The 22,246-nt window shown below is 64.1% G+C and carries 20 protein-coding genes; 8 read left to right on the plus strand and 12 right to left on the minus strand.

All coding sequences use genetic code 11. The features are described from left to right. Nucleotides 1-35: 35 nt before the first annotated feature. Genes HYH07_RS14415 through HYH07_RS14440 form a run of 6 tightly spaced genes read right to left on the minus strand, consistent with a single transcriptional unit; the run spans nucleotide 36 to nucleotide 5,777 of the window. Nucleotides 36-1,154, minus strand: a complete 1,119-nt coding sequence (locus HYH07_RS14415) for a cobalamin-independent methionine synthase II family protein (protein WP_220003104.1) — start codon at nucleotides 1,152-1,154, stop codon at nucleotides 36-38. A gap of 21 nt (nucleotides 1,155-1,175) precedes the next feature. Beyond that, nucleotides 1,176-1,892 (minus strand): ABC transporter ATP-binding protein, encoded by a 717-nt coding sequence (locus HYH07_RS14420; RefSeq protein WP_220003105.1) that lies wholly within the window; start codon nucleotides 1,890-1,892, stop codon nucleotides 1,176-1,178. Further along, the gene (locus HYH07_RS14425; protein WP_220003106.1) at nucleotides 1,885-2,640 is read right to left on the minus strand and encodes an ABC transporter ATP-binding protein; all 756 of its coding nucleotides are present in this window, start codon (nucleotides 2,638-2,640) and stop codon (nucleotides 1,885-1,887) included. Before HYH07_RS14425 ends, HYH07_RS14420 begins: the two co-directional genes overlap by 8 nt. Beyond that, entirely contained in the window at nucleotides 2,637-3,665 is a 1,029-nt protein-coding gene (locus HYH07_RS14430; RefSeq protein ID WP_220003107.1) for a branched-chain amino acid ABC transporter permease, read from the minus strand. Before HYH07_RS14430 ends, HYH07_RS14425 begins: the two co-directional genes overlap by 4 nt. Nucleotides 3,666-3,673: 8 nt before the next feature. Then, complete coding sequence (locus HYH07_RS14435) at nucleotides 3,674-4,543, minus strand: branched-chain amino acid ABC transporter permease (RefSeq protein WP_220003108.1); 870 nt, start codon at nucleotides 4,541-4,543, stop codon at nucleotides 3,674-3,676. 49 nt (nucleotides 4,544-4,592) lie between these two features. Next, the gene (locus HYH07_RS14440) at nucleotides 4,593-5,777 is read right to left on the minus strand and encodes an ABC transporter substrate-binding protein (RefSeq protein WP_220003109.1); all 1,185 of its coding nucleotides are present in this window, start codon (nucleotides 5,775-5,777) and stop codon (nucleotides 4,593-4,595) included. Between the two features lie 522 nt (nucleotides 5,778-6,299). Here HYH07_RS14440 and HYH07_RS14445 point away from each other — a divergent pair. Further along, nucleotides 6,300-6,584: a hypothetical protein gene (locus HYH07_RS14445; protein ID WP_220003142.1), complete on the plus strand. Its 285-nt coding sequence runs from the start codon at nucleotides 6,300-6,302 to the stop codon at nucleotides 6,582-6,584. Nucleotides 6,585-6,635: 51 nt separating this feature from the next. On the opposite strand, the gene purU is transcribed toward HYH07_RS14445, so the two are convergent. Then, nucleotides 6,636-7,499 (minus strand): formyltetrahydrofolate deformylase, encoded by an 864-nt coding sequence (gene purU, locus HYH07_RS14450; protein ID WP_220003110.1) that lies wholly within the window; start codon nucleotides 7,497-7,499, stop codon nucleotides 6,636-6,638. A gap of 175 nt (nucleotides 7,500-7,674) precedes the next feature. On the opposite strand from purU, the gene HYH07_RS14455 reads away from it, so the two are divergent. Continuing rightward, complete coding sequence (locus HYH07_RS14455; RefSeq protein ID WP_220003111.1) at nucleotides 7,675-8,514, plus strand: uroporphyrinogen-III synthase; 840 nt, start codon at nucleotides 7,675-7,677, stop codon at nucleotides 8,512-8,514. Nucleotides 8,515-8,524: 10 nt separating this feature from the next. Here the strand turns inward: HYH07_RS14455 and HYH07_RS14460 are convergent, their stop codons facing one another. From HYH07_RS14460 to HYH07_RS14470, 3 genes are all read right to left on the minus strand, one after another. Then, the gene (locus HYH07_RS14460) at nucleotides 8,525-9,208 is read right to left on the minus strand and encodes a redoxin domain-containing protein (protein WP_220003112.1); all 684 of its coding nucleotides are present in this window, start codon (nucleotides 9,206-9,208) and stop codon (nucleotides 8,525-8,527) included. A 21-nt stretch (nucleotides 9,209-9,229) separates the two neighbouring features. Next, nucleotides 9,230-12,553, minus strand: a complete 3,324-nt coding sequence (locus HYH07_RS14465) for an adenylate/guanylate cyclase domain-containing protein (protein ID WP_220003113.1) — start codon at nucleotides 12,551-12,553, stop codon at nucleotides 9,230-9,232. 132 nt (nucleotides 12,554-12,685) lie between these two features. Next, nucleotides 12,686-13,360, minus strand: a complete 675-nt coding sequence (locus HYH07_RS14470; RefSeq protein ID WP_220003114.1) for a Crp/Fnr family transcriptional regulator — start codon at nucleotides 13,358-13,360, stop codon at nucleotides 12,686-12,688. A 336-nt stretch (nucleotides 13,361-13,696) separates the two neighbouring features. Here HYH07_RS14470 and HYH07_RS14475 point away from each other — a divergent pair, with 336 nt between their 5' ends. Together HYH07_RS14475 and HYH07_RS14480 are read left to right on the plus strand one after the other, a co-directional pair. After that, nucleotides 13,697-14,518 carry an ABC transporter ATP-binding protein gene (locus HYH07_RS14475; RefSeq protein ID WP_220003115.1) on the plus strand — a complete coding sequence of 274 codons (822 nt, stop codon included), beginning with the start codon at nucleotides 13,697-13,699 and terminating at the stop codon, nucleotides 14,516-14,518. Continuing rightward, a complete protein-coding gene (locus HYH07_RS14480; protein ID WP_220003116.1) occupies nucleotides 14,515-16,446 on the plus strand; it encodes a long-chain fatty acid--CoA ligase in 1,932 nt (643 codons plus the stop codon). Before HYH07_RS14475 ends, HYH07_RS14480 begins: the two co-directional genes overlap by 4 nt. A gap of 65 nt (nucleotides 16,447-16,511) precedes the next feature. Here the strand turns inward: HYH07_RS14480 and HYH07_RS36585 are convergent, their stop codons facing one another. Then, nucleotides 16,512-16,637, minus strand: coding sequence for a DUF559 domain-containing protein (locus HYH07_RS36585; protein ID WP_312016664.1), 126 nt, complete (start codon nucleotides 16,635-16,637; stop codon nucleotides 16,512-16,514). Between the two features lie 93 nt (nucleotides 16,638-16,730). Between HYH07_RS36585 and HYH07_RS14490 the strand changes: the two genes are divergently transcribed. From HYH07_RS14490 to HYH07_RS14505, 4 genes are all read left to right on the plus strand, one after another. Continuing rightward, nucleotides 16,731-17,624 carry a branched-chain amino acid ABC transporter permease gene (locus HYH07_RS14490; RefSeq protein ID WP_057749289.1) on the plus strand — a complete coding sequence of 298 codons (894 nt, stop codon included), beginning with the start codon at nucleotides 16,731-16,733 and terminating at the stop codon, nucleotides 17,622-17,624. 3 nt (nucleotides 17,625-17,627) lie between these two features. Further along, nucleotides 17,628-18,701, plus strand: a complete 1,074-nt coding sequence (locus HYH07_RS14495; RefSeq protein WP_220003117.1) for a branched-chain amino acid ABC transporter permease — start codon at nucleotides 17,628-17,630, stop codon at nucleotides 18,699-18,701. 44 nt (nucleotides 18,702-18,745) lie between these two features. Next, a complete protein-coding gene (locus tag HYH07_RS14500) occupies nucleotides 18,746-20,029 on the plus strand; it encodes an ABC transporter substrate-binding protein (protein WP_220003118.1) in 1,284 nt (427 codons plus the stop codon). Nucleotides 20,030-20,192: 163 nt separating this feature from the next. After that, nucleotides 20,193-21,032 carry an ABC transporter ATP-binding protein gene (locus tag HYH07_RS14505; RefSeq protein ID WP_220003119.1) on the plus strand — a complete coding sequence of 280 codons (840 nt, stop codon included), beginning with the start codon at nucleotides 20,193-20,195 and terminating at the stop codon, nucleotides 21,030-21,032. On the opposite strand, the gene HYH07_RS14510 is transcribed toward HYH07_RS14505, so the two are convergent. Beyond that, nucleotides 21,029-22,183 (minus strand): AGE family epimerase/isomerase, encoded by a 1,155-nt coding sequence (locus HYH07_RS14510; protein WP_220003120.1) that lies wholly within the window; start codon nucleotides 22,181-22,183, stop codon nucleotides 21,029-21,031. The two genes, HYH07_RS14505 and HYH07_RS14510, sit on opposite strands and share 4 nt — an antisense overlap. Nucleotides 22,184-22,246: the final 63 nt, after the last annotated feature.

Genomic DNA, 22,246 nt, shown 5'->3' on the forward strand with positions numbered 1-22,246 from the left:
GGCTTCGCTCCACTCGCGCGCTCGACGCTAGAGGCTCAGGTGCCCCACACTTCCTTCGCGATCTCCACCGCAAGGCTCAGCTTGGCCCACTGCTCTTCCTCGGAGAGGATGTTGCCCTCTTCGGTCGAGGCAAAGCCGCACTGCGGCGACAGCGCGAGCTGCTCCAGCGGCGCGAACTTGGCGGCCTCTTCAAGACGACGCTTGATGTCGTCCTTTTTCTCGAGCTCGCCGAACTTCGAGGTGATGACGCCGACCACGACGACCTTGTTGCCCCTGGGCAGGAAGCGCAGCGGCTCGAAGCCGCCGGCGCGGTCGCTGTCGTATTCGAGGAAGTAGCCGTCGTAATTGGTGCCTGCGAGCAAGGTCTCTGCCACGGGCTCGTAGCCACCCGAAGAAATCCAGGTCGAGCGGAAATTGCCGCGGCAGACATGCGTCGTCACCACCATGTCGGCTGGCTTCTCGGCCAGCGCATAGTTGATGATGCGGGCGTAGATCTGCTGGAGACCGTCCGGATTGTCGCCGCGCTCACGCGCCTTCTGCAATTCGTCCTGCGAGCAGAGATAAGCCCAGACGGTGTCGTCGAACTGCAGATAGCGGCAGCCCGCGTCGTAAAATGCCTTCACGGCCTTGCGGTAGGTCTTGCCGAGATCCTCGTAGAAGGGCTCGAGGTCGGGATAGACGTCCTTGGAGATCGACTTGCGCCCGCCGCGGAAGTGCAGCACGGCTGGCGAGGGGATCGTCATCTTGGCGGTGACGTGGGCCTGGTCGGCGACCTTCTTCAGGAAGCGGAAATGGTCGAGCATCGGGTGATTGTCGGGGAAATCGAGCTTGTTGATCACCCGCACCGCGTCGTGACGGGTCTGCACGCCCGCGAACTGGATGCCGGTATCGGGGTGGAACAGCTCGCAGCCGGTGAGCTTGGCCAGGAAGTCGAAATGCCACCAGGAGCGGCGGAATTCGCCGTCGGTCGCGAGCTTGAGGCCGATCGAGGCCTGCTTGTGCACGACCTTCTCGATCTCCATGTCCTCGATCTTGCGCAGATCGTCGGTCGAGATCTCGCCCTTCTCGAGTTTCGCGCGTGCGTCCTTGATCTTGGCAGGGCGCAGAAGGCTGCCGACCTCGTCGGCACGGAAGGGGGCTTTGGTTCGCTGCATTCTTGAACTCCCGAGGATTTTCTAGTGGGCCGCCGCCCCTGCGACACCGAGGTGACGCTCCAGGACCGACGGGTCGGCCTTCAGCGCGGCGCTCGGGGCGTCGTGGACGATCGTTCCGCGCTCCAATATCACAACACGGTCGGCGAGCCCCAGAATCTTTTGCGCGTTCTGCTCGACGATGATCGAGCAGATGCCGCCGCCCCGGGTGATGGTCCCGATCGCCTTCAGCAGCTCCTCGACGATGATGGGGGCGAGACCCTCGGTCGGCTCGTCCAGCAGCAGGACCTTCGGGTTGAGGGTCAGCGCGCGGCCGATCGCCAGCATCTGCTGCTCGCCGCCGGAGAGCTGGTTGCCGAAATTGCTGCGGCGTTCCTTCAGCCGCGGGAACATCTCGTAGACCTTCTCGACGGTCCAGGGACCGGGCTGCGCCACCGCGGTCATGTTCTCCTCCACCGTCAGCGAGCGGAAGATGTTGCGCTCCTGCGGCACCCAGCCGATGCCGGCCCGCGCCCGCTGGTCGGGTCGCAAGCTCGTGACGTCCGTGCCGGCGAGACCAACGGTACCCGAGAAGCGACGGGTGACGCCGACGATGGAGTTGATCAGCGTGGTCTTGCCGGTGCCATTACGTCCCAGCAGCGCCAGCACCTGTCCCTCGGCGAGACGCAGCGACATGTTGGGCAGCACCACCGCCTCGCCATAGCCGGCGCGAAGCTGGTCGATTGCGAGCAGGTCAGACATTGACCGCCTCCTCGCCGAGATAGACCGCCTTCACCTGCGGATCGCGCGCGACTTGCTCGGGCGCCCCTTCGGTCAGCAGCGCGCCGGAGACCAGCACCGAGATGCGGTCGGCAAACGAGAACACGAGGTCCATGTCGTGCTCGATCAGCAGCACCGTGACGTCGCGCGGCAGGCTGCCGACAACAGCGAGAATGTCATGGCGCTCGCTCTCCGGCACGCCGGCTGCGGGCTCGTCGAGCAGCAGCACGCGCGGCTTGGCAGCGATCGCGACCGCGATCTCGAGCAGGCGCTGCTTGCCGTAGGGCAGCTTTACGGTCTGCTCGTTCATGGCATCGAGCAGATGGAAGCGCCTCAGGAGATCGGCGATCTCGCCGTTGACGTCGCTACGCGTGCCCATGCGCCGCCACCAGTCGCCGCCATGGCCGAGGCGCTCGGAGACGGCAAGGCCGATGGTCTCGAGCGGGGTGAGATCGGGATAGAGCTGGTTGATCTGGAAGGTGCGCGACAGGCCGCGCAGCACGCGCTTGTGCACCGGCAGATCGGTGATGTCCTGGCCTTCGAGCAGGATGCGACCCGAATTCGGCTTGAGCACGCCGGTGAGCTGGTTGATCACCGTGGTCTTGCCGGCGCCGTTCGGCCCGATCAGCGCATGGCGAGCGCCCTGCTCGATCCTGAGCGAGAGGTCGCGGGTGACGCGCAGACCGCCAAAGGTCTTTTCGAGGTTTCGGGTTTCGAGCGCGATGGTCATGCGTCGCTCTCCGGCACTGTCACGACCGCCTTGCGTCCTGCAATCTGCTTGATCAGCAGATTGGGCAGGAACAGCACGCCATAGTGCAGTCGCTGGCGGCCGACCAGCACGATCACGACCAGAACGAGCCCGATCCAGAACTGCCAATATTGCGGGGTGATGGTGGAGAACACTTCCTGGAGCATGCGGAAGATCACGGCGCCGATCAGCCCGCCATAGAGATAGCCGGTGCCGCCGATGACGAGCACCAGCATCAGGTCGGCGGAGCGGTCGAAGGCGAATACGTCGAGCGAGGCGATCGCGGTGGTCTGGGTGAACAGCGCGCCCGCAATGCCGGCGTAGAACGCCGCAAGCGTATAGATCGCGATCAGGCGGCGGTTGACGGGGATGCCGATGGCAGCCGCACGCAGCGGGTTGTTCTTGATCGCGCGCAGCGACAGGCCGAACGGCGAATGCACGATGCGCCGGGCCAGCAGGAACAGCACGAACAGCACGGCCAGCGAATAGAAGAAGCCGGCCTTGCCGAACATGTCGAACGGGATCTCGCCGAGGATCGGCTGCATCTCGATACCTTGAAGGCCGTCGGTGCCGCCGGTGATGTTGGAGAAGCGTTCGGCGAGCGCCTCCAGCAGCAGCGCGATGCCGAGCGTCACCATCAGGCGCGTCAAGTCGACGCCGCGGATCACCAGAAAGCTTGTGGCAAAGCCGAGCACCATCGCGGCAAGTCCCGCCGCGATCAGCGCCAGCACCGGCTCGTTGATGATGCCATGAAGCGCAAGAAGTCCTGCGGCATAGGCGCCGACGCCGAAGAAGGCGGCGTGGCCGAGCGAGACGATGCCGGCATAGCCGAGGATGAGATCGAGCGAGATCGCAAACAGCGCCAGCCGCAGGATGTCGGTCATGATCAGATAACGCGAGGGAAACAGAAAGCCGCAGGCGAGCACGACGAGCCAGAAGACGGCCTCGCCATAGTGCCAGCGCGCCTGCCGCTGGGCGTGATAACCGACGTCGGACGAAGCGCTCATCGGCAAGCTCAACGTGCGGCCGTGCGGCCGAACAGGCCGTTCGGTCGCCAGATCAGGATCACGATCATCATGGTGTAGATCACGAAGGGTCCCATCTTCGGCACGTAATATTTGCCGGCGACGTCGCCAATGCCGAGCAGCAGCGAGGCCAGGAACGGGCCTGTTATCGAGGAGGAGCCGCCGACGGTGACCACGATCAGGAAGTAGATCATGAATTTCAGCGGGAAATATGGATCGAGGCCGAGGATCTCGGCGCTGAGCGCGCCGCCAAGGCCGGCAAGCCCGCAGCCGAATGCAAAGGTGAAGGCGAACACCTGCGGCACGTTGATGCCGAGGCCGCTCGCGGCACGGGGATCATCGACGGCGGCGCGCAGACGGCTGCCGAAACGCGTCTTGGCCAGCACCATCTGCAGACCGATGGTGAGCAGGCCGCAGATCACGATGATCATCAGCCGGTAGCGGCCGATGCCGACGCCGAACACGTCGAACTGACCTTGCAGGGCAGCCGGCAGGTTGATGAAGACGCGCGAGGAGCCCTGGATGTAGTCCACGGCCGCGACCGACATGAACGTCAATCCAATCGTGAACAGCACCTGGTCGAGATGGCCACGCGCATAGAGGTGGCGATAGAGCGTGCGCTCGAGCACGATGCCGATCACCGCGGACGAGACGAAGGCGAGCGGCAGGGCCGCGAAGAACGGCCAGCCGTGCTGGTTCACCAGCAGCATGCAGACATAACCGCCGGCCATGGCGAAGGCGCCATGGGCGAGATTGACGAAGTTCATCAGGCCCAGCGTGACCGCAAGCCCGCAGGCGAGCACGAACAGCAGCATGCCGTAGGCCACGCCATCGAACAGGTTGGTGAGGATTGAGGTCATCGAGACTGGATCGATCCTGATGTCGCCCCGGGATGACCCGCTTCGCGGGTCACTTCTTGGTCTTGCCGAGATCCTTGACGGCCTCGAAGACCTGGAACTCGACATTGTAGAGCTCGCCGTCAGACTTCGACCTTGCGACCCTGCGGATATAGATATTCTGGACGATGTCGCGGGTCTCCGGATCGATCGAGATCGGGCCGCGCGGGCTCTCCCATTTCTGGCCCTTCATGGCCTCGACCAGCTTGGTGCCGTCGGTGTCGCCACCCGTCTTCTTCAGTGCCTCGTAGATCAGGTGAATGCCGTCATAGCCGCTGACCGCCATGAAGCCGGGACGGCTGTTGAAGGCCTTCTTGTACGCCGCCACGAAGTCCTTGTTCATCTGCGAGGGATGGGCCGCGGAATAGAGATGTGCGGTCACGGTGCCGATCACGGCGTCGCCCATGTTGTTGAGGAGATCGTCGTCGGTGACATCGCCCGGCCCGATCACCTTGATGCCGGCCTTGTCGAGGCCGCGCTCGGCATATTGCTTCATGAAATTGCCGCCCTGGCCCGCCGGCACGAACACGAAGATCGCGTCGGGCTTGGCATCCTTCATGCGCTGGAGGAACGGCGCGAAATCAGGATTTTGCAGGGGGACCTTGACCTCTTCGACCACCTCGCCGCCACCGGCAGTGAAATTCTGCTTGAAGAAGTTGAGCGCATCGTTGCCCGGCGCGTAGTCGGAGGTCAGCGTCGCCACCTTCTTGATGCCGTTCTGCACCGCCCAGTCGCCGATGATGGTGGAGGACTGCGCCAGCGTGAAGCTGGTGCGCACGATATAGGGCGAGCGCTCGGTGATGATGGAGGTGCCCGCTGCCATCACGATTTCCGGAATCTTCGCTTGCGTGGCAAGCGGCGCTGCGGCGAGCGCCGCCGGCGTGACGCCGAAGCCGGCGATCAAGTTGACCTTGTCGTTGACGATCAGCTCCTGCGCGGCGGTCTTGGTCTTGTCCGGGATCGCCGCATCGTCCTTGACGATGATCTCGACCTTCTTGCCGGCGACGGTTTCGCCGTTCTGCTGCATGTAGAGCTTGATCGCGTTCTCGATCTGCTTGCCGGTCGAGGCCTGGCCGCCGGTCATCGGCAGGATCAGGCCGATCTTGACGGTGTCTTCCGCCTTGGCCGGTGAGAGGCCCGCAAGGCCCGCGATGGCGGCAATGGCAGCCGCCCGAGAAAACGTCTTGTGTTCGAACATCAGATGTCCCTCCCCTTCATTCCCGCGGTGGACCGAGTGCCCCGATCCTTGCCTCACTTTGACCCGCGCATGCGCGATATCGCGCGCCACATGGCGTCTTTCGGGCCGTCATTGTCAATCGGACGTTTGGCGACCATTCGGCGCAATGCCCGCGCGTTCGGTTAACCAAGATTGGAAGCGATGTCGCGGTTACGTCAGGTAACCCGAGCCCCCGAGTTCGCTCCATTTCATTTGTACGATTGTACAAATGAAATGGAGCTGTCAACGAAAAAGCCCTCGCGCCAGCCAAGCAGATTGTCGCGAGCCGACGGCTGCAGTCTAGGAATGCGTCCGTCGGCGTGGATGGAGAATTTCGTCTTTCATTTGCAGAATCCGGACATCGGGGAGACCCGATCCGCCGATATCATCAAGGTATTTTTATACCTATCTCGAATAAGCCTATTTTACCTTGTTGAAGGCTACCGTTCCGACAGCGCCGCTCGTCCGGCGCCCGGTCCCTCGTCCCGATTGCTGCACCCGACCATGTCCAGACGTTTCCGTTTCATCGTCTCCCTGCTCGCGCTCGCCGCGGGCCTGTCCGGCTGCGGCACGGTCAACGAAAAGCTCTCGGCCGGCATGGGCGACTACATCCCGCAATGGGCCGGCGGCCTGCCGGCGGATGCCCCGCCCCGGCCGGGCACGCCGCAATACGACGCCTACATGAAGGAACGCGAGCGCAAGCGGCTGATGCCGGCGGCGGATCGCGACAAGGAAGAGCAGGCGCAGAAGGGCGCGACCGGATCCACGTCGGGCGAGGCGGTGCACTGAGGTGGCGAATATGCCCCCTTTTCTATTCGCCTAATCGCCACTCACCATTCGCTAATCCACGAACACCACGGTCTTGCGGCCGTTGAGGATGACGCGGTCGTCGAGGTGATAGCGGATTGCGCGCGCGAGCACGCGGCGTTCGATGTCGCGGCCTTTGCGAACGAGATCCTCAGGCGTGTCGCGATGACTGATGCGCTCGACGTCCTGGTCGATGATCGGGCCTTCGTCGAGATCGCGCGTGACGTAATGGGCGGTGGCGCCGATCAGCTTAACGCCGCGCTCATGGGCCTGGTGATAGGGCTTGGCGCCCTTGAAGCCCGGCAGGAACGAGTGATGGATGTTGATGCAGCGTCCGGACAGTTTTGCCGACAGATCATCCGACAGGATCTGCATGTAGCGGGCGAGCACCACGAGATCGGTCCCGGTCCTGGCGGCGAGATCGAGGATCTGAGCCTCCTGCTCGCGCTTGGTCTCCTTGGTGACTGGCAGATAATGGAACGGTATCTCGCCGAAATCGAGCCCGGCATAGACCTCACGCGGGTGGTTGGAGACGATCGCGACCAGGCTCATCGGCAATTCGCCGGTGCGCCAGCGGTAGAGGATGTCGACCAGGCAATGGTCGGACTTTGACACCAGCAGCATCACCTTGCGATGCGCGGCGCGGTCGCGCATCTGCCACTCCATGCCGAAACGCTCGGCGATCGCGGCAAAGCCGGTCTGCAGCGCCGCCAGTTCCACGGCGAGATCAGCCGCGGTGAACACCACGCGCATGAAGAATTTCTTGGTCTCGACGTCGTCGAACTGCTGGGCGTCGAGAATGTTCTGTCCGGAGTTCGCCAGGAAGGTCGACACCGCCGAGACGATGCCGGGACGATCCGGGCAGGACAGGGTCAGAACGTATTGATGATCGGGCATGGCTGTTAAAGAGATGGCTGTTGAAGAGATGGCTCTTGACGAAAGATTGGGCAGCGGCGCGGAACGACCCGCGATTTGCGCCCTGCTCTAGCACTGTGGCTGGCCTTGCGCCAATCCCGACGACGGAGTCAGGATGAACGGACGATTGCGATATTGGACTGACCGGAGCACGCCCATGGCCGACCGCTTGAACGGCACCCGCATCCTGATCCTGGAGACCCGCGAGGAGGCGCAGTTCTCGAAGCTCCTGGCCGAGCAGGGCGCCGAGGTCGTGCAATGCCCCATGTTCACCATTCAGGATGCGCCGGACCCGGCCCCGGTCGAAGCCTGGATCCGCCGCGCCATCGACAAGCCGTTTGACGACCTCGTGCTGATGACCGGTGAAGGCCTGCGGCGGATCATGAAGCTCGCGCGCACGCGCGGGCTCGACCAAGACTTTGTCGCGGCACTGGCCAAAACGCGAAAATTTACCCGCGGGCCGAAACCCGGCAAGGCGCTGCGTGAAATCGCGCTCGAGGCGCAGCAGACCACCGAGAAGCCGACCACCGAAGGCGTGATCGAGATGCTGGGCAAGCTCGACTTGAAGGGGCACCGCCTCGGCCTCCAGCTCTATCCGGACAAGGACCACAGCGCGCTGACCGGCGCACTCGCGGCGCAAGGTGCGGAGGTCGATACGGTGCTGCCTTACGTCTACGACTCCAAAGCCGCGAACGCCAATATCGTCGCCGCCATCGACGAGATGGCGGAGGGGCGCATCGACTCCATCGCGCTGACAAATCTTGGCCAGGTCCGCCGGCTGATCGAGGCGGCCAAGGCGCATGGCAGCGAAGCGAAGCTGCGCGCGGGGCTTGAGCGGACATTGATCGCCTCAGTCGGACCGGCCGTCTCCGGCGAACTCGCCGCGCATGGTTTGCGCACCGACGTTTCGCCGGCCGACGAAGCCTTCTTCATGCGCCCGCTGATCTCGGCGATGGCGGCGGCGTTGGCGGAAAGGCAGCCGAGGACGGCGAGCTGATCTTCCTTGCCTAGCTTGCCACCTGCGAGGCGGCCGACATCAGCTCCTGATGGCTCGGCGCTCCGAACATGCGCCGGCCGCCATCCGGAACCTCGGTGAAGGTCCAGCGCACGATCCCTTCCCGATCGAGCAGGAATTGGCCGAACAGTTGGCCTGTGCCGCCTGCCGCCATGCGCTGGTCGGCTTCGGTCATCTCATAGCCGTCCTTGTTGTTGAGGTACTCGGCGGCCGCCGGACGCGCCATCGGACCAGGCAATTCGCCGGGCATATCGACTGGTGGCATGCTCATGAGCACATCCATGCCGACCTTGCGCGGCCAATCGGTCTCGTTCTCCGTGAACTCGAGATTGGGCAAACCGAACGCACGATGCGAGACCCTCTCGGGGTCGGAGGCAGCGAGCAAGTTCGGCAGGGGATGATAGCGGAAGTAGAGCCGCGCCCGGTCGGCCGGCGTATTGACGATCGTGAGACTTTCAATGCCCCTTCCGCGCAGCGCGCCGTCGAGTTGGGCCTGCGCCGCGATGTGGCGCCGGCAGAATGGGCAGTGCAGGCCCCGAAACAAGCCGACCAATATCGGACGTTGCCCGCGGTAATCCTCGAGTGCGATCTTCCCTTCGCGTGTGATGGCCTCCAGCACGACGTTTGGTGCGCGATCACCCGGTTGAAGCGGTCCATCGACATGACGATCTGACATGGTTGAACTCCCTCACATTGGCTAGTCAAGAAACGGCAGTACGATCAGCCCAGCAGGATCGAGCCCATGCCGCTCACAGACATCATGGGCCAGCGCGAAATAACGCTCGGCCTCCGGCAGGTCGCCTCGATCAAGATTCAAAGTCGCAAGACCATCATAGCATGGAAAAAGCTGCTGCGGCTCACCGGTCTCACTCGCGACCTCGATGGCCTCGTGGTAGCAGCGCACGGCAAGGTCAGGCCGGAAATGGCATTGATGGATCTGCCCGAGCACGATCAAGGGTACCGGGAGATGCTCGCGCTGATCGAGCGCACGGTCGATCTCGATCGCCTTTTCGGCAGCCGGCACCCCCTCATCGGTGCATCTGTCCGTGAAAGTGCAACAGGCGACGGAAAAGTTGGCGAGAAGGCGCGCCTGGAAGCCGAGATCGCCGATGCGATGAGCGACATCGAGCCCACGCCGGCATACGTCGATGGCTTGCGCCGGGTCGATGATGGTGTAGAGCACTCCGAGGTTGGTGTAGCCGCGGCACGCCACGTTGAGGAGGCCGGCGGCTTCGGCAGACGCGACACTTTGCTCCACCTCATGGACTGCATCCTGGTGTCGCCCAAGCCGCGCCAGCGCAACCCCTTTGGTGTTGAGCGCCTCCGCAATGGCGCGCGCCGCCTCGATGCCGGCCTGACCGTCCGCGTCCACCGACACAGAGCGCGCGTAGCCGAGCGCCTCGTCGGCCCATCGCGCGGCAGCGACGTGATCACCCACGCGAAACGCGAGACGGCCGCGCTCCTGCAGGAGGTGTGCCCACTCGATCGGCGCGTCGACCCCCGCAAGCCGCTCTGCCGCCTCGGCATAGTGCGCCTCCGCGTTGACGCGCTTGCCGGCGTCCCACAACAATCGGCCGAGATTGCGTAGAATTCGCGCCTCGCCGACGCGGTCCTCTGCCGCGCGGTATCGCTCCAGCGCGCATCGATAATGCTCCTCGGCCATGCTTCGGCGGCCAGCCACGCGACAGAGGTCGGCAATGCGCTCGTGCAGGACGAGGCGTTCCGGCTCCCATTCGCTGCCGGCCGACAGTACCTCGAGCGACTGCTGGTAGAATCGAAGGGCATCGTCATTGGCGTAGCTTGCGCGTGCGCGATCGCCGGCAGCGCGCAGATAGCGCGCGCCTTTCGGCCTGCTCGCGCTCAGACTGAAGTGATGTCCGAGCAGTATGAGATCTTCGAGGCGCTCCGGCTCAACACCATAAAGCCGCTCCAGCGCGGCACCAATCCGTTCATGAAGCTCGATCCGGCGCTGCAGGAGCAGGTTTTGATAAATCACATCCTGAAGCATGGTTTGCGTAAAGCGGTAGGTCCGCAGGGAAATCGAGTTCGAGCCCGCGATCTCCTCGATGATCTCAACCTCGCACAGAAGTTCGAGCCCTGCATCAACCCTAGCCGGATCGGTTGCCGCAGCGCCGAGAACAGCCGCATCAAAGCGCGGACCGATCACCGCTGCCTCCTGTGCCAGGCGGCGCACCTGGTGCGGCAAGCGGTCGAGGCGCGCTAGCAACAAAGCCTGGATGCTCGCCGGAATGTCCGCGGCGGCTTCATCCGACTTCACCCGCCATAGCGCGCCGTCACGCTCCAGGGCGCCGGCTTCGATCAGGCCGCGGATGATCTCCTCGAGGAAAAGCGGATTGCCGCCGGCGCGATCGAGGATACGACTGAACAGGCGTCTCGGCGGTTCACGCCAACCGTGAATGAAATAGGCCGCGAGCAATCTTTGTCCGTCGACCTCGCCAAGTTGGGGTAGCCGAAGCGTTGCGTGACTGATTTTGCTCGAACCGAACTGGTCCAGTTCCAGCACCGGCCGATGCGTGAACAGCAGCATCAGCCGCGTCCGCTCCAAACGGTCCATCAGGAACCGCAACGCTTCAAGGGACACCGCGTCGGCCCAGTGCAGGTCCTCGACGACGATCAGCAGCGGCGACCGTGCCAGGCGGCGTTCAAAGATGGTGCGGATCGCGAAGAATATCTGCCGGCGGAGCTGTTCGGGCTCGACGTGCCTCAGCACGGCACTGGGGTCGCCGAGGCCGAGCACGTGCAGATAGAGGGGCATCAGACGGTCGGCCTCGTCCGTCGCGAGACCAAGCTCCGACAGCGCTTCGGCGACTTTCGCCTCTGCCTCCGCAGCGCCGGCCTTCTGCGCGATGCCATAGGCGCTGCGCAGCACCGCGGCGAGCGCGCCATAGGATTGTTCGCCGAGCGGCGAGCAGGCCGCCTGCCGGATCGCCACGCCTGCGAAGCGATCGTCATCGCGGATGCGGGCTACGAATTCGCTGACCAGGCGGGTTTTCCCGATGCCGGCTTCGCCGACCAGGCGCACCAGTTGAGCCGCGCCGCCGCACGCCAGATCAAGGCAGCCGATCATGCGCGCAAGCTCTGCGTCGCGGCCGATCACCGGCGCATTGAGGCCCAGCGCGTCGAGGCCTCGTGCCGCACGCGGCGTCTCGAGCGGCTCCTTCAGACGATGGATCAGAACGCTGCCCATCCTGCCCTTGAGCGAGACCTCGCCAAGCGAGTCGTAGGAGAAGGCGTGCCGCGTCAGGCGGTGGGTCAACGGGCCGACCAGCACCTCGCCCGGCGCCGCCATCGACTGCAGTCGCTGGGCGGTATTCACGGTGTCGCCGGTCACCGAATAGGATTTGGCAGCGCCCACACCGAGCCCGCCCGCGACGACGTGCCCGGTGTTGATGCCGACATGGAGCAGCAGGGGTGAGCCGGCATATGCCTTTGCGCGTTCGCTGAGACGCGCCGTCCGGCCGATCATATCGAGGGCAGCGCGGACCGCCCGCTCCGGGTCGTCCTCGTGTGCGGCCGGTGCACCAAACAGAGCAAGCAGCGCATCGCCGATGAATTTGTCCACGAAGCCGCCGAAGCCTTGCACCGCGGCCGTCAACTCCTCGAACAATTCGTTCTGAAGGGTCTGCATAACCTCCGGATCGAGCCGCTCGCTCATCGCAGTAAAGCCGCTGAGATCGGCAAACAGCACGGTGATGGTGCGGCGGTTTGCTTCGCTCTCGACCTCGCCCGAGAGAGGTCGAAATGCGGCTTGAGCTTCGGCCGTCGGCGCGAGCGGTGGCGAGGAGGACCGGATCGGCACCGTCCTCGGGCTCGTCCGCGCCGATGCCTGCCCGCTGCCCGTGGAGACCTCACAGACGAGGACGCCGCACTTCGGGCAATAGGCGAAATCCGGCGCGCATGGAAAGCCGCAGCCAGGGCATGCGTTCGGCTGCTTCGTGCCGCACTTCGGGCAGAAGGCAAAGCCGGCCTGGACCTCGAAACCGCAACCCGAGCACGTCATGGCTCAAGACCTCGCGGAAGCCGCGATCGCACGATTTGATGAGCCATACTGAATGGCCCACGATGTGGTCCAGAATGGTCCCGCCGGGGCGGAAGAGCAAGCGGGCGACCGGTCTACCCACTCCAATGCGCGTTAATCCCCATATCCGCGCAGCCGCTCGACATCGAGGATTGTGACGCCGCCATATTCGAGCCGCAGCAGCCCCTCCTTCTCGAGCAGGTTCAATGCGCGGTTGGCGTTCTGCCTGGACATGCCGGAGAGCGCTCCGATCTCTTCTTGCGTGATCTCCAGATGCGCGGTCGATTCCGGATAGAGGATCGGGTTGAACAGCGAGGCGATGCTGCGGGCAAGGCGCGCGGTGGCGTCCAGCGTGCGGTTGACCTCGAGCATGCCGATGAACTGGCCGAGCCGCTCGTTGAGCTGGCGCACCAGGAAGCGATTGAAGCCGACGCTGTTCTCGAACAGCCACATGAAGGCGCTACGTTCCATCAGCGCGACTCGGCTGTCGCGCAGCGCGACCACGTCGTAGCGGCGCAACTCGTTCTTGAGCACGCTGCCCTCGCCGAACCAGGCGCCGGCCGTCAACCCCGCAAGACTCGTCTCCTTGCCGTCGCGCGAAACGCCGCCCATGCGGGCGAGGCCGCTGACCATGCCGGCCCAATAGTCGAACTTGTCGCCGCGCATGAACACGGTTTCGCCGGTCCCATAGGAGCGCTCGGTGATCCCGGCGCGGGCGACCTCGATCTCCGCCGGCGTGAGCTCGCGCGACCAGGCGGCGACGCGCCTCAGTTGATCCTCTGAAATCATGATCCCGAAGTCAGCCGCACCGTGTCGTCACCCCGTTCTTATGCTGCATCGCAACATCATCGTTCAGGCTCCCATCCGACGAAAGATGAAGGCCGCCTCGGTCCGAAAAACTTTGTCGCAGAATTGTCAGGCCGGAGACATTTCAAAATAGCGCTTTCCCCTATTGAGAACCACCTCGGGCGATGCGGCTTTTGATCCCAAACGGGGCGAAGGCGGTGCGGCTCCGGTCAGGACCATGTGCTGCATGGCCTCACCGACACAGCCGTACTAGGATCGCCTGGAAGGAACCGACGAAGAGCGCCGCAGAATGCGCCATCACCGGGAGGGATTTGTTTGGTGGCTACCAGTCTCGAAGTGCGCGGCGTGTCCTTGCGGTTCGGCGGCGTTCGCGCGCTGACCGACGTCAGCTTCGCCATCAACGAGGGCGAGCTGTTCTCGATCATCGGCCCCAATGGCGCCGGCAAGACCTCCATCGTGAATTGTATTTCCGGCCGCTATAAGCCGACCGAAGGCCGGCTGTTCTACCAGGGCCGCGACATCACCGGCCTGACCCCGAATGCGCGCCCCAAGCTCGGCATCGGCCGCACCTTCCAGAATCTCGCGCTGTTCCACCATATGAGCGTGCTCGACAACATCATGGTCGGGCGCCATCACCTGCTGAAGAACAATTTCCTCACCGGATCGCTGTACTGGCTGACCGGCGCACGCAGGGAAGAGCTCGAACACCGCCGCAAGGTCGAGGAGATCATCGACTTCCTCGATCTCCAGTCGGTGCGCAAGGCCACTGCCGGCACCCTCTCCTACGGCCTGCGCAAGCGCGTCGAGCTCGCCCGCGCCATGGCGCTGGAGCCGCGCCTCATCCTCCTCGACGAGCCGATGGCCGGCATGAATTTCGAGGAGAAGGAGGACATGGCCCGCTACGTCGTCGACCTCAACGAGGAGTTCGGTATGACGGTGGTGATGATCGAGCACGACATGGGCGTGGTGATGGATATCTCCCACCGCGTCATGGTGCTGGATTTCGGCCGCAAGATCGCCGAGGGCGATCCCGCCGCGGTGCTCGCCGATCCCCACGTCAAGCGCGCCTATCTCGGCGAAGAGGACGAGGTGCTGGTCGACCCCGACGATGCGCCGCCGGCGCAGGAGAGCGCGGCATGATGGATTACGCAGGGCGCGTCGCCCAGGCCGACACTTATCCGAAGATGCTGCGGCTCAATGCCAGGGAGCACGGCAACGAGATTGCGCTGCGCGAAAAGGATCTCGGCCTCTGGCGCCCCTTCACCTGGAACAATTACCAGACCCGCGTGCGCGACTTCGCGCTCGGCCTGGTTGAGCTCGGCCTTGGTCGCGGCGACGTCATCGGCATCATCGGCGATAACAGGCCGGATTGGGTGGCAGCAGAAGTAGCAACCCACGCGATCGGCGGATTGAGCCTGGGGCTCTATCGCGACGTGCTGGATGAAGAAGCCTCCTATCTCCTCAATTACGGCGAGGCGCAGCTCGTGTTCGCCGAGGACGAGGAGCAGGTCGACAAGCTGCTGGCGCTGGGCGAGCGCGTGCCTGATCTCAAGCACATCATCTATTCCGATCCGCGCGGCATGCGGAAATATGACGACCCGCGGCTGATGTCGGCGGAGAAATTCGCCGAGCTCGGCCGCGCGCGCGCGACCCGCGAGCCGGAGCTTTACGATCGCCTGGTCGATGCCACCAAGGGCGAGGACGTCGCCATCCTCTGCACGACGTCAGGCACGACCTCGCATCCAAAGCTCGCGATGCTCGCCGCCGGCCGCGTGCTCGGCCATTGCGCGACCTATCTCGCTTTCGACCCGAAGGGGCCGGACGACGAATATGTCTCGGTGCTGCCGCTGCCCTGGATCATGGAGCAGGTTTATGTGCTCGGCAAAGGCCTGCTTTGCCGGATGAAGATCAACTTCGTCGAAGAGCCCGATACGATGATGAACGATCTGCGCGAGATCGCGCCGACATTCGTGCTCTTTGCCCCCAGGGTCTGGGAATCGATCGCCGCCGATGTCCGCGCCAAGGTGATGGATGCGACGCCATTCAAGCAGCGCCTGTTCGACATCGGCATGAACAGCGGACTTGCCGCGCTCGAACAGGGCAAGCGCTCCGGCTTCGCCGACGCGATCCTGTTCCGCGCGCTGCGCGACCGCCTCGGCTTCACCCGCCTGCGCTCGGCGGCCACCGGCGGCGCGGCCCTCGGGCCCGATACCTTCAAGTTCTTCCAGGCCATGGGCGTGCCGCTGCGCACGCTCTACGGCCAGACGGAATTGCTCGGCGCCTACACGCTGCATCCCGAAGGCAAGGTCGACCCCGACACGACAGGCGTGCCAATGGCCGACACTATCGAGATCCGCATCGACAATGCCGACGTCCACGGCGTCGGCGAGATCGTGGTGCGGCACCCCAACATGTTCCTCGGCTATTACAAGAACCCGGAAGCGAGCATGGCCGATATCAGGGACGGCTGGATGCTGTCGGGCGATGCCGGCTATTTCAACGCAAACCATCAGCTCGTCGTCATCGACCGCATCAAGGATCTCGCCGAGACCTCGCGCGGCGAGCGCTTCTCGCCGCAATTCATCGAGAACAAGCTGAAGTTCTCGCCCTATATCGCCGAGGCCGTGGTGCTGGGCGCCGGACGTGACGCGCTCGCGGCAATGATCTGCATCCGCTATTCCATCATCTCGAAATGGGCGGAGAAAAACCGCCTCTCCTTCACCACCTACAGCGACCTCGCCTCGCGCCCCGAGGTCTACGCCCTGCTCCAGAAGGAGGTCGAGACCGTCAACGCCACGCTGCCGCCGGCGCAGCGCATCTCGCGCTTTCTGCTGCTCTACAAGGAGCTGGATGCCGACGACGGCGAGCTCACCCGCACAAGAAAGGTGCGCCGCGGCGTCATCAACGAGAAATACGCCGAAATCATCGACGCGATCTACCGCGGCGATCCCGACATCCCCGTCGACACCGTGATTCGCTTCCAGGACGGCACCACGCAGCGTGTACGAACGACGCTGCGCGTGGTGGACCTCGGCGGGCATGGCCCCTTGGCGGAGGCCGCCGAGTGATGCAGCCAGCCGAAACTGCCGCTGGTCTTCGCCTCTCCCCGCTTGCGGGGAGAGGCCGGAGCGCGTCAGCGATCCGGGTGAGGGGGAGCCTCCGCGAGGGAGGTGATGATCGTTTCGAGAACGCCAGCCAAGTTACTCGAAACGTCGTTGTTCCAGAACCGCAGGATCCGATAGTTGCGATCGCTGAGCACCGCGCATGCGGAGACTCCCCCTCACCCGCCGCGCGTTCCGCGCGTCGGCCTCTCCCCGCAGGCGGGGAGAGGCGAAGATAGCACGGAATCAACATGAACACCGCCTTCCTCATCCAGCTCCTGGTCAATGGTCTCGTGGTCGGCACGCTCTATGGCGTGGTCGCGATGTCGTTCGTGCTGATCTACAAGGCGACCCAGGTCGTCAATTTCGCGCAAGGTGAATTGCTGCTGGTCGGCGCCTGGGTGTGCTGGGCACTGCTCGCCAAGTACCAGGTGCCGTTCTGGATCGGCATGCCGATCACGCTGGTGTTCATGTTCGTGTTCGGCATCGCGATCCAGGTCCTGATCCTGCGACCGATGATCGGCGAGCCGATCATCTCGGTGATCATGGTGACGATCGGCCTCTCCACCGTGCTCCAGGCGACGCTGAAATGGATGTTCGGCGTCAATCCGCAGCCGTTCCCGCGGGTGTTCGAGAGCCAGTCCGTCGGACTGTTCGGCCTCCAGATCCAGACCGTCTATGTCATGAGCCTCGTCGTCTCGCTCGCGATGATGATCGGCATGGCCTGGTTCTTCCGCGCCTCGAAGTACGGCCTTGCCATGCGCGCCACCGCGTTCAATCAGCAAGTCGCGCAGTCGCTCGGCATTTCCGTCAAGAGCGTGTTTGCGATGGCGTGGGCGATTTCGGCCACCGTGTCGGCGGTCGCAGGGGTCGTCGTCGCCGTGGTGAACGGCGTGTCGTCGGGCCTTGCCGCCTACGGCATCAAAGTGTTTCCGGCGGCGATCCTCGGCGGGCTCGATTCCGTCGGCGGCGCGGTGCTCGGCGGCATCATCATCGGCCTGCTCGAGAACGTGGCGCAATATGTCGACAGCCAGTACCTGCACTGGGGCAATCTCTACGAGATCGCACCCTTCTACGTCCTCATCATCGTGCTGATGATCAAGCCTTACGGCCTGTTCGGCACCCACGACATCGAGCGGATCTGACCCATGGCCGGCCCTGCCCTCATCCCTGCTGGTGATTTCCGCACCTCCTACGCGGCCGACACCACGATCTTCCCGACCACGACCAGCCGCAACTTCGCGATTCTCGGCGTGCTGCTGCTCTGCCTCGTGCCGCAGGTCCTCAGTGGATACTGGCTCAGCATCCTGATCCAGATCGGCATCTTCTCGATCGCGGCGCTGGGCCTCAACATCCTGGTCGGCTTCACCGGTCAGATCTCGATCGGGCATGCCGCCTTCTTCCTGCTCGGCGCCTTCACCTCGGCCTATCTCTCCAACAACGCGCCCATTCCGGTGTTCTTCGCGATCCCGCTCGCCGGTGTCGTCACCGCAACGGTCGGGTTGATCTTCGGCATCCCCGCGGCCCGATTGAAGGGACTCTACCTCGTCATCGCGACGCTGGCCGCGCAATACATCCTGCTCGACTTCTTCTCCCGCGCGGAATGGTTTTCCGGCGGCTCGGTGCCTGCGAGCGCCGAGCCGTTCTCGATTCTGGGCTACACGCTGCGCGGCGACAGGCAGTATTTCTACGTCGTGCTGGCCTATGTGCTGGCGAGCTACATCCTCGTCACCAATCTGATGCGCACGCGCGACGGCCGCGCGCTGGTGGCGATCCGCGACCACTATCTCTCCGCCGAGATCATGGGCATCAACCTCACCAAATACCGCACGCTGTCGTTCGGCCTCGCCGCCTTCTTTGCCGGCATCGCCGGCGCGCTCTACGCGCACTACCAGCTCGTCGTCTCCCAGGAAGGGTTCGGCATCGAGCGCTCGATCCTGTTCCTCGCCATGATCATCATCGGCGGCACCGGCTCGATCATGGGCACGCTGATGGGCACTGCCTTCGTGGTGCTGCTGCCGGAATCCATGGAATTCATCAGCCTGCACCTGAAGGGCGGTGCGATCGACAAGGCGCTGTCGCTCAACAACAACATCACCTTCCTGCGCGAGATCGCGATCGGGATGATCATCATCGCATTCCTGATGTTCGAGCCTGATGGGCTCGCGCATCGCTGGCGGCAGATCAAGGCGTACTGGAAACTCTACCCGTTCTCGCATTGAGCACGGGCAACTTCACTTAAACAATAAACAGGAGGAGCCAACCCATGAAGATGAAGTCTCTTTTGAGCACCGCATCGCTCGCGCTCGCGATTGCCGCATACTCCGCAGGCGCGCAGGCGCAGATCGCGATCGGGCATCTCGCCGATTATTCCGGCGGCACCTCCGACGTCGGCACGCCATTTGGACAGGCCGTCGCCGACACCTTCGCCTGGGTCAACAAGAACGGCGGCATCGGCGGCAAGCAGGTCAACCTCGACACCAACGACTATGGCTACCAGGTGCCTCGCGCGATCGCGCTCTACAAGAAGTGGTCGGCGCCGGACGGCAAGGTCGCCGCGATCATGGGCTGGGGCACCGCCGACACCGAAGCGCTGACCGGTTTCCTCGCCCAGGACAAGATCCCCGACATGTCGGGCTCTTATGCCGCGGCGCTGACCGATCCCGAAGGCACCAGCGGCAAGGCCAAGCCCGCGCCCTACAATTTCTTCTACGGCCCGAGCTATTCGGATTCGCTGCGCGCGATGCTGATGTGGGCGGCCGAGGACTGGAAGGCCAAGGGCAAGCCAGGCAAGCCGAAATTCGTGCACATGGGCGCCAACCACCCCTATCCGAACGCGCCGAAGGCCGCCGGCGAAGCGATGGCACAGGAGCTCGGCTTCGAGGTGCTGCCGCCACTGGTGTTCGCACTCGCCCCGGGCGACTACAGCGCACAGTGCCTGAGCCTGAAATCCTCGGGCGCCAACTACGCCTATCTCGGCAACACCGCGGCCTCCAACATCTCGGTGATGAAGGCCTGCAAGACCGCGGGCGTCGAGATCCAGTTTCTCGGCAATGTCTGGGGCATGGACGAGAACGCCGCCAAGACAGCCGGAGACGCCGCCGATGGCGTGATCTTCCCGCTGCGCACCGCCGTAAGCTGGAACGGCGATGCGCCCGGCATGAAGACGCTGATGGAGATTTCCAAGATGTCGGACCCCACCGGCAAGGTCTATCGCCCGGTGCACTACCTCGCGGCGGTCTGCTCGGCACTCTACATGAAGGAGGCACTTGACTGGGCCACCAAGAACGGCGGCGCCACCGGCGAGAACGTCGCCAGGGGCTTTTATCAGAAGAAGGATTGGGTGCCGGCAGGCATGGAAGGCGTCTGCAATCCCTCGACCTGGACCGACAAGGACCATCGCGGCACGCTGAAGGTCGATCTCTATCGCACCAAGATATCAGGCGCGACCGATGCCGATCTCAACGACCTCATGGCCAAGGGCACGATCAAGCTCGAAAAGGTCAAGACGGTCGAGCTGCCGCGCAAGCCGGAATTGCTGGGGTGGTGAGCCTCGCCGTCTCCACACCCACGACTGTCATCCCCCGCCTTGTGCGCACTGCGCACTGGAGCGGGGGATCCAGTACGCCGCGGCTTCTCGAGGAACCTCAGGCGTCTCTGGAATACTGGGTCACCCGCCTTCGCGGGTGACGACACCGAGAAAGCAACGGACCATGAGTGAAACGGCTCACATCGAGCGCCCCACGCCCAGCATCGTCCCCGCACCGCCCCTCCTCGCCGTGCGCAACATCGAGGTCGTCTATGATGACGTCATCCTGGTGCTGCGCGGCCTCAGCCTCGACGTGCCCAAGGGCGCGATCGTGGCGCTGCTCGGGGCCAACGGCGCCGGCAAGTCGACGACGCTGAAAGCGATCTCGGGTCTGCTCAAGACCGAGGATGGCGAGGTCACGCGCGGCCAGATCCTGTTCGAGGGCGAGCCCATCGCTGGCATCGATCCCGACAAGATCGTCCGCCGCGGCATTTTCCAGGTGATGGAGGGCCGCCGCATCGTCGCCGACATGACGTCGCTGGAAAACCTCAGGCTTGGCGCCTTCACCCGCAGGGACCGCGAGGTCGACGCCGATCTCGACATGGTCTTCAATTATTTCCCGCGCCTGAAAGAGCGCACGGGCCTTGCCGGCTATCTCTCCGGCGGCGAGCAGCAGATGCTGGCCATCGGCCGCGCGCTGATGGCACGCCCGAAGATGATCCTGATGGACGAGCCGTCGATGGGCCTGTCGCCGCTGCTGGTGAAGGAGGTGTTCTCCATCATCCAGAAGATCAACCGCGACCTCGGCGTCACCATCCTCTTGGTCGAGCAGAACGCGCGCGCCGCGCTGTCGGTGGCGAGCCACGGCTACATCATGGAGCAGGGCAAGGTCGTGCTCGACGGCACCGCCGAGGAATTGCGCGACAACGAGGACGTCAAGGAATTCTATCTTGGCGGCGCCGGCGACCAGCGCAAGAGCTTCAAGAACCTCAAGAGCTTCAAGCGGCGCAAAAGGTGGCTTTAACTTTCGAGCACCTGCTCTGCTTCGGTGACCGCACAGAGAACATGATAGAACGAAGACGCAGGAATGGTGTCGATCAGCGATTTGCCGTCGCCGTCGAACTGGTCGTACCAGCCGCCCCGCACGGGATGGCTGAGATAATGCCGTTCGAGCCGCACCAGCGCCGCGCGCGCTTCCTCCGCCGCGCCCGCCTCGCCGGACTCGGCCTGCGCGATCCACGCTTTCGCAATCTCGGTTTGCGGCCACAGCCGGCGCGTCGGGCGACGGATGTTGCCGGCATTGTCACCCTCGTCGACGAGACAGCCGGTGGCCGCATCGCGATAGCGCAGCGCGGTCGCAAGCAACTCGGCGCGCCGCTGGCCGGTCGGACAGCCCGTGATGCGCTCAAACCCTTTCAGCAGCCAGACCCACTCCGCCTGGTGACCAGCCTCGACGCTGACCGGCTCGATCTTCGACCAATCCTCCTCGAAATATTCCCCGAGCACGCAGCTGCGCTTGTCGTAGAGATTGGCGAGGAACAGCGCGAAGAATTCGCCGGCTCTGTTCTGGAACGACAGATCGTGAGTTGCGTCGAAACACGCGATCATCGCCTCGAACAGATGCATCTGCGGGTTCTGCCGGCGCGGCAGCGAGACCGGCAGGCCTTCGTGCACGCCGCCGTGCGGCGAGCGCAGATGGCCGTCGAGGAAAGCAAGCAGCGCGTCGATCTCGGCGCGGACCTGCGCGTCCTGGTCGAGCGAATAGACAGTCGCCAGCGCAAACAGGATGAAAGCGTGATCGTAGGCATCTCGCCGCGCATCCAGCACCGCGCCATCAGGCGTCAGCCGGTGCACATAGCCGGGCTTGCCGTCGGGCGCCTTCGCTTTTGCCAAGAGGTGTTCGAGTCCCTTCAGCGCAATGGCGCGGCCTTGCGGATACCACCCCATCTGCGCCGCCTTGGCGTAGCAATAGATTTGCCGCGCCTGCACGAACACGCGACGCGGCGCGGCCACGTCAGCTGTGCCGTCACGGTGCAGGCGGTCGATGAAACCGCCCGTCTGATGGTCCCAGCCGACGGTCGACCACAGCGGGATCGCGTCCTCGATCATGCGGCGCTTCAGGCGCGCGACGACGCCAGCCGTCTCCTCCACCGGAATGATGCTCTCGTCCGCCATCGCGCCCTCTCGGCCCCCAGCCAATGGCCGTCTGATACCCATGCGAGCGGCTGCGTGCAACGG

The organism is Bradyrhizobium sp. BR 10261 (assembly GCF_019455395.1).
Taxonomy (GTDB): Bacteria; Pseudomonadota; Alphaproteobacteria; order Rhizobiales; family Xanthobacteraceae; genus Bradyrhizobium; species Bradyrhizobium manausense.